A 15815-nucleotide genomic window follows, 5' to 3' on the forward strand; every position below is an offset into this window, starting at 1 on the left:
GTTGTCTACCGCAGCCGCGATACGTATCGCGCCACGGAATGGTCGAACCATGTGCGGGAAACCTCGGCCAGGGCGCCGTCCTGTGTCTGGCTCGTCCGGAGCACGTGGGGGATCGGCGCGCCCGGCTTCTGGCCGAAGGCAGGCGGCGCCCAGTCGGGCACGGTGTCGAGGTCGATCTTGTCTTCCGCCCGGACGATCCAAAGACCCAGCCGGGTGCGGTAGTAGAGATAGAGGGACTCCGACAGCTCCTCCGGGGTGATCGCCGCCACATAGGAACCGTCGAGCCAGATCTCCTCGAGTGCCGCGACTTTGCCCGACAGCCGGCGGATGCGGCGGATGCGATGGCCTTCCGGCGAAAAGCCGAACTTCGGCAGGTCCTTGGGTTTGTCGAGCCGCATCACGTCGAGCAATTCCGCAGTCGGCAGACCGCCGCCCTGGATCAGTTCCAGCCGGAACATCGCATAAACGCTCTTCGGATCGCTGATCGCTCGGACGTAGTTGCCTGACCCCTGCACCCGCTCCAGGAGCCCGCGGTTCTGCAGTTCCGCCAGCGCCTTGCGCAGCGTGCCGACGGCAATGCCGAGCTGCACCGCCATGTCGCGCTCGGGCGCCAGCTTCTCGCCATCGACGAGCCGGCCGGCCGCGATGTCACGAACCAGCAGCTCGGCAATTTGCAGATAGATCGGCAGGCTGCCCGGATAACTGTCCATAAGCCGTTTCCCCCTCCCCGGGAATGACGCACTCAAATTGATACACTATTGATTTACACAAACGCGGATGATATTCAAGTGCCAGGAGTTGAGGAGAATCTGATGACGATCGTGCCCATAACATCGCCGGATCTCGATGCCGCCGAGGTATCCTGGTTCGCCGCCCTGTGCTCAGACGACTACGCCTATCTCGGCGTCCCCGACGATGCGCTGAAATCGAGCTGGGAACATTGCTCCGACATCGTCAAGCGCACTGAGGCGCTCGGCTTCCGCAACATCCTCTGCCCTTCTTCCTACCAGGTCGGCCAGGACACGCTGAGCTTCGCCGCCGCCTGCTCGCAGATAACCGACAGGATCAATCTGCTGGCAGCTATCCGCTGCGGCGAGATGCAGCCGATCATGCTCGCCCGCACCGTCGCCACGCTCGACCACATGCTGAAGGGTCGGCTAACGCTCAACGTCATCAGCTCCGATTTCCCCGGCGAAGTCGCCGACAGCGCCTTCCGTTATCGCCGCAGCCACGAGGTCGTGCAGATCCTCCGCCAGGCCTGGACCCGCGACACGATCGACCACGAGGGCGAAGTCTACAATTTCAAGGGCGTCACCACCGAGCCTGCCCGCCCCTACCAGCAGAACGGCGGCCCGCTTCTCTATTTCGGCGGCTACTCGCCGGATGCGCTGGAGCTCTGCGGCGCCCAATGCGATGTCTACCTGATGTGGCCGGAAACCAGGGACCAGCTGGCCGAGCGCATGAAGGCGGTCCATGCCCGCGCCGCCGCCCATGGCCGCACGCTCGACTACGGCCTGCGCGTCCACATGATCGTCCGCGACACGGAGAAGGAGGCCCGCGAATATGCGGAGCATCTGGTCTCCAAGCTGGACGACGAATACGGCCAGCTGATCCGCAGCCGCGCCCATGACAGCACCTCGCTCGGTGTCTCGCACCAGGCGAAGGCCCGCGAACTCGCCGACAAATTCGGCTACGTCGAGCCTCATCTGTGGACCGGCATCGGCCGGGCTCGCTCCGGCTGCGGCGCGGCACTTGTCGGCTCCGCCGACCAGGTGCTTTCGGAAATCGAGGCCTACAAAAAGATGGGCATCCGGGCCTTCATCTTTTCGGGCTATCCGCATCTCGACGAAGCGGAACATTTCGGCCAGAAGGTCCTGCCCGAGCTCAAGACCTGTTCGCTGCCGCATGCCTATGGTCGCGTGCCGGCCGAGACACCCGCAACGCCGCTCGGCAACGGGAGACGACACTGATGGCCCCTCATCACCTAGACCGCATTCAACTTTCGCCCGATCTCCAGCTCAGCCGCCTCGTTTATGGCATGTGGCGGATCGGCGACGATGCCGATACCTCGCCGAAACATGTCCAGGCGAAGATCGAAGCCTGCCTGGCGCAAGGCATCACCACCATGGACCAGGCCGACATCTATGGCGGCTACACGGCGGAAGCGATTTTCGGAGCGGCGCTGAAAGCCTCGCCTGCGCTACGCGACAAAATCGAGATCGTCACCAAATGCGGCATCGTCGCGCCGGCCGGCCGCCATTCCGCCGTCCGCGGCAAGCATTACGATACCAGTGCCCCCCATATCACCGCGTCGGTCGAGGCCTCGCTGCGCGACATGGCCACCGACTATATCGATCTCCTGCTGATCCACCGGCCCGACCCGTTCATGGATCCGGACGAGACAGGCCCGGCGCTCGACGCGCTGGTCGTTTCCGGCAAGGTGCGCGCCGTCGGCGTTTCGAATTTCCGTCCCTGGGATTTCTCGCTGCTGCAATCTTCCATGGAGGCCGAACTCGTCACCAACCAGATCGAGATCAGCCTTGTGGCGGCAAGCGCCTTCACCAATGGCGACCTTGCCTATCTGCAGGAACGTGGTATCGCGCCGATGGCCTGGTCGCCGCTCGGCGGCGGCTCGCTCTTCAACAATCAGGGCCTGATGTCGGTCCTGGAGCGGATCGCCGCGGAGCAGGCCGTCGAAGCCACGGCCGTCGCGGTCGCCTGGCTGCTGGCCCATCCCGCCGCCATCCTGCCGGTGCTCGGCACCAACAATCTTGCCCGGATCGCCACGATCGCGGACACCGCGAAGGTGACGATCGATCGCCAGTCCTGGTTTGAACTCTACACAGCAGCAACCGGAAAGCAGGTGCCATGATGATCACTGCCGACACCGCAAGCATATCCAGCGAACAGATCTTCATTCCGGATGCATCGACCGCGCGGCATTATCGCAATGCGCTCGGGGCGTTCACGACCGGTGTGACTGTGGTGACGGCAACAACTCCGGATGGCCCGATCGGAATGACGGTCAACAGCTTCACCTCGGTGTCGCTCGATCCGCCTTTGGTTCTCTGGTCGCCAGCCAAGAGCTCGTCGCGCCATGCCGCCTTCACGGCGGCGGGCCATTTCGCCATCCATGTGCTGAGCGCCGACCAGGACCTGTTGAGCGCCCGGTTCACGCGCGGCGGTCTTGGGTTCGAGGAGCTTTTCTGGAACCAGAACCACGAAGGCGTGCCGGTCATCCCCGGCACGCTGGCTCGCTTCGAATGCGCGCTATCTTCGATGCACGATGCCGGCGATCATACGCTGATCCTCGGCCGCGTGTTGCGCGCAGCGCATCGGGAAGGCGATCCGCTGTGTTTCTCGCGCGGCACGTTCGGCCGCTTCGCGAGCACCACCAGCCAGTAAAGACCAAAATCCGGCACGGGAAATATTGACCCGCGGGCGCGGTTGGGCCAAGTCAGTTTTGCGACAAACCAGCCAGGACCGACAGGGCAATCCATGACCATCATCAGACCGGACATCAGCGCCCGCGCCGCGGCAGCGCCCCGTAGCGGCATTGGCGAAATCGTCACCTATGCCCGAGGCCGCGAAAACCTGATGCCGCTCTGGATCGGCGAAGGCGATCTTCCGACGCCCGATTTCATCACCCGCGCCGCCAGCGAAGCCCTGCTCGCCGGCGAGACCTTCTACACCTGGACGCAGGGCATTCCGGCGCTCCGCGAGTCGATCGTTCGTTATTACCAGCGGCACTACGCGAAGGACCTGTCGGTCGACAATATCTACGTCACCGGCTCCGGCATGCAGTCGATCGTGCTCGCCATCCAGACGGTGGCCTCCGCCGGCAACGAGATCGTCTATCTCTCTCCCGCCTGGCCGAATGTCGTCAACGCCATCGGCGTTTCGGAAGCCAAGCCGGTCACCGTCGAACTCGGCTTTACCGACGGTCGCTGGGTGCTCGATATCGAGCGGCTGAAGGCGGCGATCACCCCGAAGACGAGCGCGATTTTTATCAACTCGCCGTCCAACCCGACCGGCTGGACCGCCACCCATGACGATCTCAAGGCGATCCTCGAGCTTGCCCGCAAACATGGCTTGTGGATCATCGCCGATGAAATTTACGGCCTCTATTATTTCGAAGGCGCCCGCGCGCCGTCCCTCATGGACGTCATGGAGCCGGAAGACCGGATCATCTTCGCCAACTCCTTTTCGAAGAACTGGTGCATGACGGGCTGGCGCGTCGGCTGGATGGTCGCACCGGCGGAAATCGGCCAGACGCTGACCAACCTCATCCAGTATTCGACCTCGGGCGTCGCCCAGTTCATGCAGAAAGGCGCGATCGCCGCCCTCGAACAGGGCGACGACTTCGTCCGCACCAATATCGAGCGGGCGCGGAAATCCCGCGACATCCTCTGTGACGCGCTGATCGCTACCAACCGTGTGGAAACGCTGAAACCGGCCGGCGCACTCTATGCCTTCCTGAAGATCGACGGCGTCACCGACAGCCGCGAGGAAGCCTTCAGGATCGTCGACAAGACGGGCGTCGGATTGGCGCCGGGAACCGCGTTCGGTCCGGGCGGACAGGGCTTCATGCGCGCCTGTTTCCTGCGCGATCCGCTGCAGGTCGAGGATGCTGCCAACCGGCTCAGTGATTATATCCGCAGCCGGTAATCCTCCGGAACCAAGGATCCGGACACCGCATGACCAGAATTCTTTTGATCCTTGCCGTCACTTTGGCCGGCTTCGGTCCCATCCGTGCCGACGACGCTGAGGTCGAAGCCTGGGCCAAGGAGAAATGCGTGCGCTACGAGCGCGCCTGGAACCGGGCCAAGGATTTCATCGGGCTCGAGGGCGTTAGCGCCGAGTTCATCAAAGGCAACGAAAAGTTCATCGCCGATGGTTGTTCGAGCGGTGCGGACGTCTGCCCGCACTCGCCCAAGGAGATTGAACTCGCCAATGCGCTGACCATGGCGGCGATGAATTTCGGCACAGCAAGCAGTTTCCTGCCCTTCATCTGCCGCCAGCGGTAAGGGCCGCCAGCGATCAGTCCCCGAAATCCTCGGCCGCCGCAGAGCGGCCGCCGGCAATGATCTCGCGTTTGCCGACATGGTTGGCCGGGCCGACCAAGCCTTCCTGTTCCATGCGTTCGACCAGCGAAGCGGCGCGATTGTAACCGACCGAAAGGCGGCGTTGGATATAGGAGGTCGAGCACTTGCGGTCCTTCATGACCACCTTGACGGCCTTGTCGTAAAGCTCGTCGCTGTCGTCACCGCCCATCGCGCTCTTGTCGAACACGGCTTCCTGGCCCGAGACGTCCTCGTCTTCCTCGTCGTCTTCGTCCTCGGTGACCGTGCCGAGATAGTCCGGCCGGCCTTGGGTCTTCAGGTGGCGGACCACCAGTTCGACTTCGGCATCCGAGACGAACGGCCCGTGGACGCGGGAAATTCGTCCGCCGCCGGCCATGTGCAGCATGTCGCCCTGGCCGAGCAGGTGCTCGGCGCCCTGTTCGCCGAGAATGGTGCGGCTGTCGATCTTGGACGTCACCTGGAAGGAGATACGGGTCGGGAAGTTCGCCTTGATCGTGCCGGTGATGACGTCGACCGACGGACGCTGGGTCGCCATGATCAGGTGGATGCCGGCGGCGCGTGCCATCTGCGCCAGCCGCTGGATCGCACCTTCGATATCCTTGCCGGCGACCATCATCAGGTCGGCCATCTCGTCGACGATGACGACGATATAAGGCATCGGCGAGAGATCCATCTCCTGCTCTTCGTAGAGGATTTCGCCGGTCTGCCGGTCGAAGCCTGCCTGGACGCTGACGGTGATGACCTCGCCCTTTTCGCGGGCACCCGCGGCGCGCTGGTTGTAGCCGTCGATATTGCGGACGCCGAGGCGCGACATCTTCTTGTAGCGATCCTCCATCTCGCGGACCGCCCATTTCAGCGCCAGAACGGCCTTCTTGGGATCGGTCACGACGGGGGTCAGCAGGTGCGGAATGCCGTCATAGACGGAAAGCTCCAGCATCTTCGGATCGATCATGATCAGCCGGCATTCCTCCGGCCGCAGCCGGTAGAGAAGCGACAGGATCATCGTGTTGATGGCGACCGACTTGCCCGAGCCGGTGGTGCCGGCGACGAGCAGATGCGGCATCTTGGCGAGCTCGGCGATAACGGGTTCGCCGCCGATCGTCTTGCCGAGGCAGAGCGCCAGCCGGTGCTTGGTTTCCCAATAGTCCTCGCACTCGATCAGCTCGCGGAAATACACGGTTTCGCGGGTCGCGTTCGGCAGCTCGATGCCGATGACGTTGCGGCCGGGCACCACGGCGACGCGGGCCGACAGCGCCGACATCGAACGGGCGATATCGTCCGCAAGGCCGATGACGCGCGAGGATTTGACACCCGGCGCCGGCTCGAATTCGTAAAGCGTCACGACCGGACCCGGCCGCACATCGATGATCTCGCCGCGGATGCCGAAATCCTCGAGAATGCTTTCGAGCAGGCCGGCGCTCTGCTGAAGCGCGTCCGGCTGCATCGCCTGGCCACGCTCGCCCTGCGGCTCCTGCAAGAGCGAGATCGGCGGGAATTCATATTCCGCTTCTGCCGGCCGGACGGTCCGAGGACGAAGGACTTCGGGTTGAGCGACGATCGGGGCCGCCGTGACCAGGGCAGGTGCCGGCACCGGCACCTGTGCGATAGGGGCGGGCGCCGGTTCGACGACCGGTGCCCTGGCCTTCACCACGCGCTGCGGAGCGACCCGGACGGGTGCGACCGGCTCCGGCGCCTTCGCCGGCTCCGGTCTCGGAGACGGCGCAACCACCACGGCTCTGGCCACGCTCCTGCGCGGGACTTCACGATAAAGCGCCGTCACCGGTTCGCCCGGCTGCACCACGGCAGCTGCGATTGGCGGTTCAGCCGGCTGAACGCCCGTTTCCACAACGACCGGCCCCTCGAGTTCGAAGGGCATGGCGTCCCAGAAGGCGAAATCGGAGATCGCTATATCCTGGCGCGGCACCGCGATTGGCGCTGCCTCCTCAAGCCGCTCGGGCCGCGCGACGGCGACGGCAGGCATTTCCGGCACATGGTAACGCATCGTCGCCGCAAGCTGCTGCAGGCCCGCGATCTGTTCGATCGGGGCGGCGAGCGCCTCGCCGGGGACCTGCGAATCATCCGTGGCCGGGGTCGGGTACGCTTCGGACGGGATGATTTCGATCTGCTCGGCAACCGGCGCTTCGGCCTGCTCCGCAGGAGCCTGCCCGGCGTTCGCCTTGCGGGCCAGCGCGCTTTCGGGCGTGCGGGTGAACCGCACGTTCGGGGCCAGCCGGAACGCCGCCTGCCATGGCGCCTGCTCGATCGCCGACTGGTTGAGATCAGCCAGATTCTGGCGGCGAAGACCCGGCTGCGCCGGGTCGACAGCGTCGTCTTCGGCGTTGGAAAGGTCAGAACTCTGAGGATGATTATTGCGTGAGAACTGCATGACAACCAGACGAGATACGGGAAGGGCACATTCTCATAGGAAGTAGAAAATAAAGGTTAACTGGTCCTTTCCAAGCGGCGAATGATGTCATGAAATCGGTCGGAGTGCCGGTTACCCTTGCCAAGATTGCTGCGCTGCGTCATCACTATAAGAATGCCGCCACCCGATCTCACCATTCTGGTTATCGATGAAAATGCCATCCGCGCTTCCATCATCGAGGAAGGGCTGCGGGAGGCTGGGCATAGCAAAGTCACCGTCATCCACGAGGTTCAGGGCGTCGCGCGCATCATCGAAACGTTGAAGCCGGACGTCATCGTCATCGATATCGAGAACCCCAACCGCGACATGATGGAGCATCTGTTCCAGTTGACCCGCACCGTCAGCCGGCCGATCGCCATGTTCGTCGACCGTTCCGATACGGCCCTGATCGAAGCGGCGATGGATGCGGGCGTCTCGGCCTATGTGGTCGACGGGCTGAAGAAGGAGCGCGTCAAGGCGATCCTCGACATGGCGGTCAGCCGCTTCAACGCCTTCAGCCGGCTTCAGCGGGAACTCGCCGAGGCAAAATCGGCGCTCGAGGAGCGCAAGGTGATCGAACGCGCCAAGGGCATCCTGATGAAGATGCGCGGCCTGTCGGAAGAAGACGCCTTCGCGCTGCTGCGCCAGACGGCAATGAACGAAAAGAAGAAGATGTCGGACATCGCTCAAAGCGTGGTCACGGCAGCGGGCCTGTTGATGTGATGGTTCCGAGTACCGAAATGTCCGGGAGAAAGCCGGAGTGAACATGATGATGAAGACCGACCGATCCGGAAGCAACCTCTCCGCGCCTACCCGTTCGAACGGCGAGGGACCGAAGATACTGCGCGCCGGGTTCATCCCGCTGGTGGACGCTTCCGTGCTGATCGCCGCCGCCGAATTCGGCTTTGCCGCGAAGGAGGGGCTGACCCTCGATCTGGTCAAGGACGTGTCCTGGGCCAATGTCCGCGACCGCCTCGCCTTCCGTCAGTTCGACATCGCCCACATGCTGTCGCCGATGCCGGTCGCCTCCATGCTGGGGCTCGGTTCCAACCCCTCGCCCACCATCACGCCGTTCTCACTCGGCCGCGGCGGCAATGCGATCACGCTTTCGACGCGGCTTTTCGAGCGCATGCGCGAGGTCGGCGGGATATCGGAAACCGCGGGCGCCCTGGAGAACGCAAAGGCGCTCGCCGAAGTGCTCGAAGCCATGAGGGAACGCGGCGAAGCACTGCCGATGTTCGGCGTGACCTATCCCTTCTCCTCGCATAATTACGAATTCCGCTATTGGCTCGCCGCCGGCGGAATAGACCCGGACAGGGATGTGAAACTCGTCGTCGTGCCCCCGCCGATGACCTCCGACGCACTGGCAGCCGGCGCCATCGACGGCTTCTGTGTCGGCGCGCCATGGAACATGGTCGCATCCGAACGCGGGGTCGGCCGGATTGTCGCCGCCAAGCAGGATATCTGGCCCTCGGCACCGGAAAAAGTGATCGCCATGCGGCCGGAATGGGCCGAAAACCATCCCGAAACCGTCTCCCGTCTTATCGTCGCGCTCGATGCCGCGGCCCGTTGGTGCGACAGGGCCGAAAACCACGACGCGCTCGCCGAAGTGCTCGCGGCCGACCGTTTCATCGCCGCGCCGGTCGATATCATCCGCCACGTCCTCTCGGGTGCGTTCAACCTGGATGCCAAGGGCAACCGCCGCGTCATCGCCGACTATTTCACCTTCCACCGCGGATTTGCCAACTATCCGCGGCCGAACCATGCACTGTGGCTCTACAGCCAGATGATCCGCTGGGGTCAGATCGAATTCAGCGAACAAGGCCTGCGGGCCGCGGCTGCGGCCTATCGTCCAGATCTCTACCGAGCCGCCCTTGGCATCGGTCCGGCGGAACCGGACGTCGGCGTCGAAGGGGACCGAAGCGGTGACCGTTTCATGGACGGCCATGTGTTCGACCCCTCGAACATGATGGATTACGTCCGGGATTTCGCCGTCCGAAGCTCTCTCGCTGCCCGTTCTGACCGTCAGGACGTCTGAAATTCCGGCAAGCGCTGCACAGCATTTGGCGCCCTCAGTTTGGCAATCGCACAAAAATATTGCAGCGCGATAAGCTGCCGACAATTTAAGCCAAAACTTTCACAACCGAAATTTTGTTGTTTTTCAGCGCCCTAGCAGAGCGCTCGAAAACTGGCACGGCCTTTGCATATTAGAAACTGCTCCGGTCAATGGCGATTGGAGCAGATGAGCGCGTGATAAGCGCTTCCCAAGACATCGACGTCGCAAGGTTTTTGCTGCCCGGAACTCCTCCCAGTTCCCAGGCGCGCGATCTCCGAGCGGCGTTTTTTTGTGCCTGAATTCCTAAGAACCAGCAGAGGGAACCTGCGCATGACCAAGATTTCGACGACCGGCATCACCCGCCGCAGCCTGATCAAGACCACCGCCACCGCCGCCCTCGTCGGCGCCGTCAAGACCGCATTCCCGTCCGGCGCCTTCGCAGCCGCGGCCGGCCCCGAAGTCAAAGGCATCAAGCTCGGCTACATCGCCCTCACCGACGCCGCCCCTTTGATCATCGCCAAGGAAAAGGGTCTTTTCGAAAAATATGGCATGCCGGACGTCGATGTCGCCAAACAGGCCTCCTGGGGTGCGACCCGCGACAACCTCGTGCTCGGCGGTGCCGCGAACGGCATTGACGGCGCCCATATCCTCTCGCCGCTTCCCTACCTGATGCACACCGGCAAGGTGACCCAGAACAACAAGCCCGTGCCGATGGCGATCCTCGCCCGCCTCAACCTCGACAGCCAGGGCATTTCGGTCGCCAAGGAATATGCCGAAACCGGCGTGCAGCTCGACGCATCCAAGCTGAAGGCGGCGTTCGAGAAGAAGAAGGCCGAAGGCAAGGAAATCAAGGCGGCGATGACCTTCCCGGGCGGCACGCACGACCTCTGGATCCGCTACTGGCTCGCCGCCGGCGGCATCGACCCCAACAAGGACGTCTCGACCATCGTCGTGCCGCCGCCGCAGATGGTGGCCAACATGAAGGTCGGCAACATGGACGTCTTCTGTGTCGGCGAACCCTGGAACGAGCAGCTCGTCAACCAGGGCATCGGCTTCACGGCGGCCACCACCGGCGAACTCTGGAAGGGCCATCCGGAAAAGGCGCTGGGCCTGCGCGCCGACTGGATCGAGAAGAACCCGAACGCCGCCAAGGCTCTGCTGATGGCCGTCATGGAAGCCCAGCAATGGGCCGAGAGCATGGACAACAAGGCGGAGATGGCCGAGATCCTCGGGCGCCGCCAGTGGTTCAACGTGCCGTCGAAGGACGTCCTTGGCCGTTTGAAGGGCGACATCAACTACGGCAATGGCCGCGACGTGAAGGGCACCAGCCTGTTCATGAAATTCTGGAAGGACAATGCGTCCTTCCCGTTCAAGAGCCATGACGCCTGGTTCATGGCAGAGAACATCCGCTGGGGTAACCTTCCGGCCAATACCGACATCAAGGCGCTGGTCAACCAGGTGAACCGCGAGGACATCTGGCGCGACGCCGCCAAGGATCTCGGGGTCGCGGCAGCCGACATCCCGGCCACCTCCTCGCGCGGCAAGGAGACCTTCTTCGACGGCAAGGTCTTCGATCCGGAAAACCCCTCGGCCTATCTCGACAGCCTTTCGATCAAGGCAGCGTCCTGATTTCCCCACCTCCGGCGCGTGGACGCACGCGCCGGCCTTTTACCCACTCTAAGGAGCGCGCCGATGTCCGCCCTGGCAAAAAAAGAAAATGTTCCCGCAGTCGCTACCGCAAAGCCGGCAGCCAATATCGTCCGCTTTTCCGGCAAGCCCGTATCGAGGATCGATTTCAAGCAGATCGGCATGACGACACTGCGCAACGTCGCGCCGCCGGTTGTCGTGCTGGCGCTGATCCTGCTCGTCTGGCAGGTCCTCTGTTCGGCGCCGGATGCCTCGCTCCCCTCACCGCATGTGGTCTGGACGGAGGCCTATGACCTGATCGCCTATCCGTTCTTCGTTTACGGTTCGCAGGATATCGGGCTCGGCTGGCGGGTCCTGGTCTCGCTGCAGCGCGTCGCTTACGGGTTTGGCCTCGCCGCCGTGACCGGCGTCATCGTCGGTGCGATTATCGGACAATCGATCTGGGCGATGCGCGGTCTCGACCCGATCTTCCAGGTGCTGCGCACCGTGCCGCCGCTTGCATGGCTGCCGCTGTCGCTCGCCGCCTTCCAGGATTCGAGCCCCTCTGCGATCTTCGTGATCTTCATCACCTCGATCTGGCCGGTCATCATCAACACCGCCGTCGGGGTGCGCAACATCCCGCAGGACTATCGCAACGTCGCGCAGGTACTGCGGCTGAACCAGATCGAATTCTTCTTCAAGATCATGCTGCCGTCGGCCGCCCCCTACATCTTCACCGGTCTCAGGATCGGCGTCGGTCTCTCCTGGCTCGCCATCGTCGCAGCCGAGATGCTGACGGGCGGCGTCGGCATCGGCTTCTTCATCTGGGATGCGTGGAACTCGTCGCGCCTGCCCGACATCATCGTCGCGCTCGCCTATATCGGCATCGTCGGCTTCGCCCTCGACAAGCTGGTCTCTGCACTCGGCAAAATTATCACCCGCGGCGCTTCGGCAAACTGAGGAGCGGATCATGAACGCCTATCTCAAGCTCGACCATATCGACAAACATTTCGATCGCGGCGGCAATCGCGCCGAAGTGCTGAAGGACATCAACCTGACCATCTCCAAGGGGGAGTTCGTCTCGATCATCGGCCATTCCGGCTGCGGCAAGTCCACGCTCTTGAACCTCATTGCCGGGCTGACGCCCGTCTCGGCGGGCGCTGTGCTGCTCGAAAACCGTGAGGTCAACGCACCGGGTCCGGAACGCGCCGTCGTTTTCCAGAACCATTCGCTGCTGCCCTGGCTGACGGTCTACGAAAACGTCAACCTGGCCGTCTCAAAAGTCTTTGGCCGCACCAAGACCAAGGCACAGCGGCATGACTGGGTCATGGAAAACCTCGACCTCGTGCAGATGGCCCATGCCAAGGACAAGCGCCCCTCCGAAATTTCCGGCGGCATGAAGCAGCGCGTCGGCATTGCCCGGGCGCTCTCCATGGAGCCGAAGATCCTGCTGCTCGACGAGCCCTTCGGCGCGCTGGACGCGCTGACCCGCGCCCATCTGCAGGATGCGGTCATGGAGATCCACAGCCGGCTCGGCAACACGATGGTGATGATCACCCACGATGTCGACGAGGCCGTGCTGCTGTCCGACCGCATCGTGATGATGACCAACGGCCCGGCCGCCAAGATCGGCGAAGTGCTCGACGTGACCATACCCCGGCCGCGCAACCGCATCGAGCTCGCCTCCGACCGAACATATCTCAAGTGCCGCGAGGCGGTGCTGAAATTCCTCTACGAACGCCACCGCTTCGTCGAAGCCGCGGAGTAAGAACCATGCCAGAAACACGCACAGAAAAACTCGTTATCATCGGCAATGGCATGGCGCCGGGGCGCATGCTCGAACACCTCTTCGAACAGGCTCCCGGCCGCTACGACGTGACGATCTTCAACGCCGAGCCGCGCGTCAACTACGACCGCATCATGCTTTCGCCGGTGCTTTCCGGCGAAAAGAGCTTCGAGCAGATCGTCATCCATGGTGACGGCTGGTACATCGACCACGGCATCACGCTCTACAAGGGCCACAAGATCGTCGCCATCGACCGGGCGGTGAAGACCGTCACCTCCGATCACGGCGTCACCGAAAGCTACGACAAGCTGGTGATCGCCACCGGCTCCGTGCCGTTCATCATCCCGGTGCCGGGCAAGGACCTGCCGGGCGTCATCACCTATCGCGACCTCGACGACGTCCAGGCCATGCTTCTCGCCGCCCAGTCGCGCGAAAAGGCGATCGTCATCGGCGGCGGCCTGCTCGGCCTCGAAGCAGCCGCCGGCCTCGCCCAGCGTGGGATGGACGTGACCGTGCTGCACGTGATGCCGACGCTGATGGAGCGCCAGCTCGATCCGGCCGCCGGTTACCTGCTGCAGAAGGCCGTCGAAGAACGCGGCATCAAGGTGATCTGCAAGGCCAATACCAAGGCGATCATCGGCAATGGCAAGGTCGAGGGCGTCGAACTCGACAACGGCACGATCATTCCGGCGACGCTGGTGGTCATGGCCGTCGGTATCCGCCCGAGCGCCGGCCTCGCCAAGGAAGCAGGCCTCGCGGTCAATCGCGGCATCGTCGTCGATGCGGGAATGCAGACGTCTGACGGCGACATCTATTCCATCGGCGAATGCGCCGAAGTGGGCGGCATGGTCTACGGCCTCGTCGCACCGCTCTACGAGATGGCCCGCATCGCGGCGTCGCATCTGGCCGGCGACACAAAGCCGGCCTTCGTACATTCCGACACGCCGACAAAGCTCAAGGTCACCGGCATCGACCTCTATTCGCTCGGCGACTTCGCCGATGGCGACGACCGCCAGGAAATCGTGCTGCGCGATGCCACCGCCGGCATCTACAAACGCCTCGTCCTGAAGGACAACCGCATCATCGGCACGGTCCTTTACGGCGAGACCTCCGATGGCGCCTGGTTCAACGACCTGAAGAAGAAGGCAACCGATATCTCGGAGATGCGCGACACGCTCATCTTCGGCCAGGCTTACCAGGGAGGGTCCCCGCTGGACCCTATGGCGGCCGTTGCAGCCTTGCCGGATGATGCGGAAATCTGTGGCTGCAACGGCGTCTGCAAGGGCAAGATCACCTCGACGATCACTGCCAAGGGCCTGACATCGCTCGACGACGTGCGCGCCCACACCAAGGCGTCCGCCTCCTGCGGCACCTGCACCGGCCTCGTCGAACAGCTGATGGCGATCACGCTTGGCGACGCCTACAATCCGAAGGCCGTGCAGCCGATGTGCACCTGCACCGAGCTCGGCCACGACGACGTCCGCCGCCTGATCAAGGCGAAGGGCCTGAAGACCATCCCGGCGGTCATGCAGGAACTCGAATGGAAAACCTCCTGCGGCTGCGCCAAGTGCCGCCCGGCGCTCAACTACTACCTCGTCTGCGACTGGCCGGATGAATACGCCGACGACTACCAGTCGCGTTTCATCAACGAACGCGTCCACGCCAACATCCAGAAGGACGGTACCTATTCGGTCGTCCCGCGCATGTGGGGCGGCGTTACCAACTCGAACGAACTGCGCGCCATCGCCGACGTGGTCGACAAGTTCGAAATCCCGATGGTGAAGGTCACCGGCGGCCAGCGCATCGACCTTCTCGGCATCGAGAAGGAAGACCTGCCCGCCGTCTGGGCCGATCTCGGCAAGGCGGGCTTCATCTCCGGCCAGGCCTATGCCAAGGGCCTGCGCACCGTGAAAACCTGCGTCGGCTCCGATTGGTGCCGCTTCGGCACGCAGGATTCGACCGGCCTCGGCATCCGCATCGAGAAATTCATGTGGGGCTCGTGGACACCGGCCAAGCTGAAGCTGGCCGTTTCGGGGTGTCCGCGCAACTGTGCGGAAGCGACCTGCAAGGACATCGGCGTCATCTGCGTGGACTCGGGCTTCGAGATCCATTTCGCGGGCGCCGCAGGTCTCGACATCAAGGGCACCGAAGTGCTCGGCCTGGTGAAGACCGAGGACGAGGCGCTCGAATACATCGTCGCACTCACGCAGATGTACCGCGAACAGGGCCGTTACCTCGAGCGCATCTACAAATGGGCGAAGCGCATCGGCCTCGACGAAATCCGCCGGCAGATCATGACCGATACGGCCAAGCGCCAGGCCTATTACGAGCGTTTCGTCTTCTCCCAGAAGTTCGCCCAGGTCGATCCCTGGTCGGAGCGTGTCTCCGGCAAGGACAAACACGAGTTCCGGCCGATGGCGACGGTCGGTTTCCCGGAAGCTGCGGAGTGATGAACATGAACTGGCACCCGATCGGCGACATTTCCGACATCCCTCTCCTCGGCGCGCGCTGCGTGAAGACACCGTCGATGAAGATCGCCGTGTTCCGCACCGACGAGCACGAGGTCTATGCGATCGAAAACCGCTGCCCGCACAAGGGCGGGCCCCTCTCGGAAGGCATCGTGCACGGCACCTCGGTCACCTGCCCGCTGCACAACTGGGTGATCTCGCTGGAGACAGGCAGGGCACTCGGGGCGGATGAAGGCGAGGTGCGCATCATCCCCATCCGCAACGAGGACGGAAAGCTGTTCATCGCGCTTGAAAACCTGATGCTGGCGGCGGCGGAGTAGTTCCGGATGGATGCGGAGATACCCCCCTCTGTCCTGCCGGACATCTCCCCCTCAAGGGGGGAGATCGGCGA

Annotated in this window: 14 protein-coding genes; 12 read left to right on the forward strand and 2 right to left on the reverse strand. The window is 63.3% G+C overall.

Annotated features, from left to right (window positions below; genetic code table 11):
- Positions 1–5 precede the first annotated feature (5 nt).
- Entirely contained in the window at positions 6–710 is a 705-nt protein-coding gene (locus tag LZK81_RS18035; protein WP_233954128.1) for a GntR family transcriptional regulator, read from the reverse strand.
- Between the two features lie 102 nt (positions 711–812).
- On the opposite strand from LZK81_RS18035, the gene LZK81_RS18040 reads away from it, so the two are divergent.
- The 5 genes from LZK81_RS18040 (at position 813) to LZK81_RS18060 (ending at position 5027) form a co-directional block, all read left to right on the forward strand.
- Positions 813–1970 carry an LLM class flavin-dependent oxidoreductase gene (locus LZK81_RS18040; protein ID WP_233954129.1) on the forward strand — a complete coding sequence of 386 codons (1158 nt, stop codon included), beginning with the start codon at positions 813–815 and terminating at the stop codon, positions 1968–1970.
- Entirely contained in the window at positions 1970–2872 is a 903-nt protein-coding gene (locus LZK81_RS18045) for an aldo/keto reductase (RefSeq protein WP_233954130.1), read from the forward strand. Before LZK81_RS18040 ends, LZK81_RS18045 begins: the two co-directional genes overlap by 1 nt.
- On the forward strand, positions 2869–3405 hold the full coding sequence (locus LZK81_RS18050; protein ID WP_233954131.1) for a flavin reductase family protein: 537 nt from the start codon (positions 2869–2871) through the stop codon (positions 3403–3405). Before LZK81_RS18045 ends, LZK81_RS18050 begins: the two co-directional genes overlap by 4 nt.
- Positions 3406–3498: 93 nt before the next feature.
- Positions 3499–4668: a pyridoxal phosphate-dependent aminotransferase gene (locus tag LZK81_RS18055; protein ID WP_233954132.1), complete on the forward strand. Its 1170-nt coding sequence runs from the start codon at positions 3499–3501 to the stop codon at positions 4666–4668.
- Positions 4669–4697: 29 nt separating this feature from the next.
- On the forward strand, positions 4698–5027 hold the full coding sequence (locus LZK81_RS18060) for a hypothetical protein (RefSeq protein WP_233954133.1): 330 nt from the start codon (positions 4698–4700) through the stop codon (positions 5025–5027).
- Between the two features lie 13 nt (positions 5028–5040).
- On the opposite strand, the gene LZK81_RS18065 is transcribed toward LZK81_RS18060, so the two are convergent.
- Positions 5041–7470: a DNA translocase FtsK gene (locus LZK81_RS18065; RefSeq protein WP_233954134.1), complete on the reverse strand. Its 2430-nt coding sequence runs from the start codon at positions 7468–7470 to the stop codon at positions 5041–5043.
- 153 nt (positions 7471–7623) lie between these two features.
- Between LZK81_RS18065 and LZK81_RS18070 the strand changes: the two genes are divergently transcribed.
- From LZK81_RS18070 to nirD, 7 genes are all read left to right on the forward strand, one after another.
- Positions 7624–8211 (forward strand): ANTAR domain-containing response regulator, encoded by a 588-nt coding sequence (locus tag LZK81_RS18070; RefSeq protein WP_046624600.1) that lies wholly within the window; start codon positions 7624–7626, stop codon positions 8209–8211.
- Positions 8212–8248: 37 nt separating this feature from the next.
- A complete protein-coding gene (locus LZK81_RS18075) occupies positions 8249–9526 on the forward strand; it encodes a CmpA/NrtA family ABC transporter substrate-binding protein (RefSeq protein WP_233954135.1) in 1278 nt (425 codons plus the stop codon).
- Between the two features lie 348 nt (positions 9527–9874).
- On the forward strand, positions 9875–11173 hold the full coding sequence (locus LZK81_RS18080; protein ID WP_046604306.1) for a CmpA/NrtA family ABC transporter substrate-binding protein: 1299 nt from the start codon (positions 9875–9877) through the stop codon (positions 11171–11173).
- A 63-nt stretch (positions 11174–11236) separates the two neighbouring features.
- The gene (gene ntrB / locus LZK81_RS18085; RefSeq protein ID WP_233954136.1) at positions 11237–12130 is read left to right on the forward strand and encodes a nitrate ABC transporter permease; all 894 of its coding nucleotides are present in this window, start codon (positions 11237–11239) and stop codon (positions 12128–12130) included.
- Positions 12131–12140: 10 nt separating this feature from the next.
- Positions 12141–12938, forward strand: coding sequence for an ABC transporter ATP-binding protein (locus LZK81_RS18090; protein WP_046604304.1), 798 nt, complete (start codon positions 12141–12143; stop codon positions 12936–12938).
- 5 nt (positions 12939–12943) lie between these two features.
- Entirely contained in the window at positions 12944–15406 is a 2463-nt protein-coding gene (nirB, locus tag LZK81_RS18095; protein WP_233954137.1) for a nitrite reductase large subunit NirB, read from the forward strand.
- Positions 15406–15744, forward strand: coding sequence for a nitrite reductase small subunit NirD (gene nirD / locus LZK81_RS18100; RefSeq protein WP_233954138.1), 339 nt, complete (start codon positions 15406–15408; stop codon positions 15742–15744). The genes nirB and nirD overlap by 1 nt, the downstream gene beginning before the upstream one ends.
- The last annotated feature ends 71 nt before the right edge of the window (positions 15745–15815 follow it).

It is taken from the genome of Neorhizobium galegae (assembly GCF_021391675.1).
GTDB classification, from domain to species: Bacteria; Pseudomonadota; Alphaproteobacteria; order Rhizobiales; family Rhizobiaceae; genus Neorhizobium; species Neorhizobium galegae_B.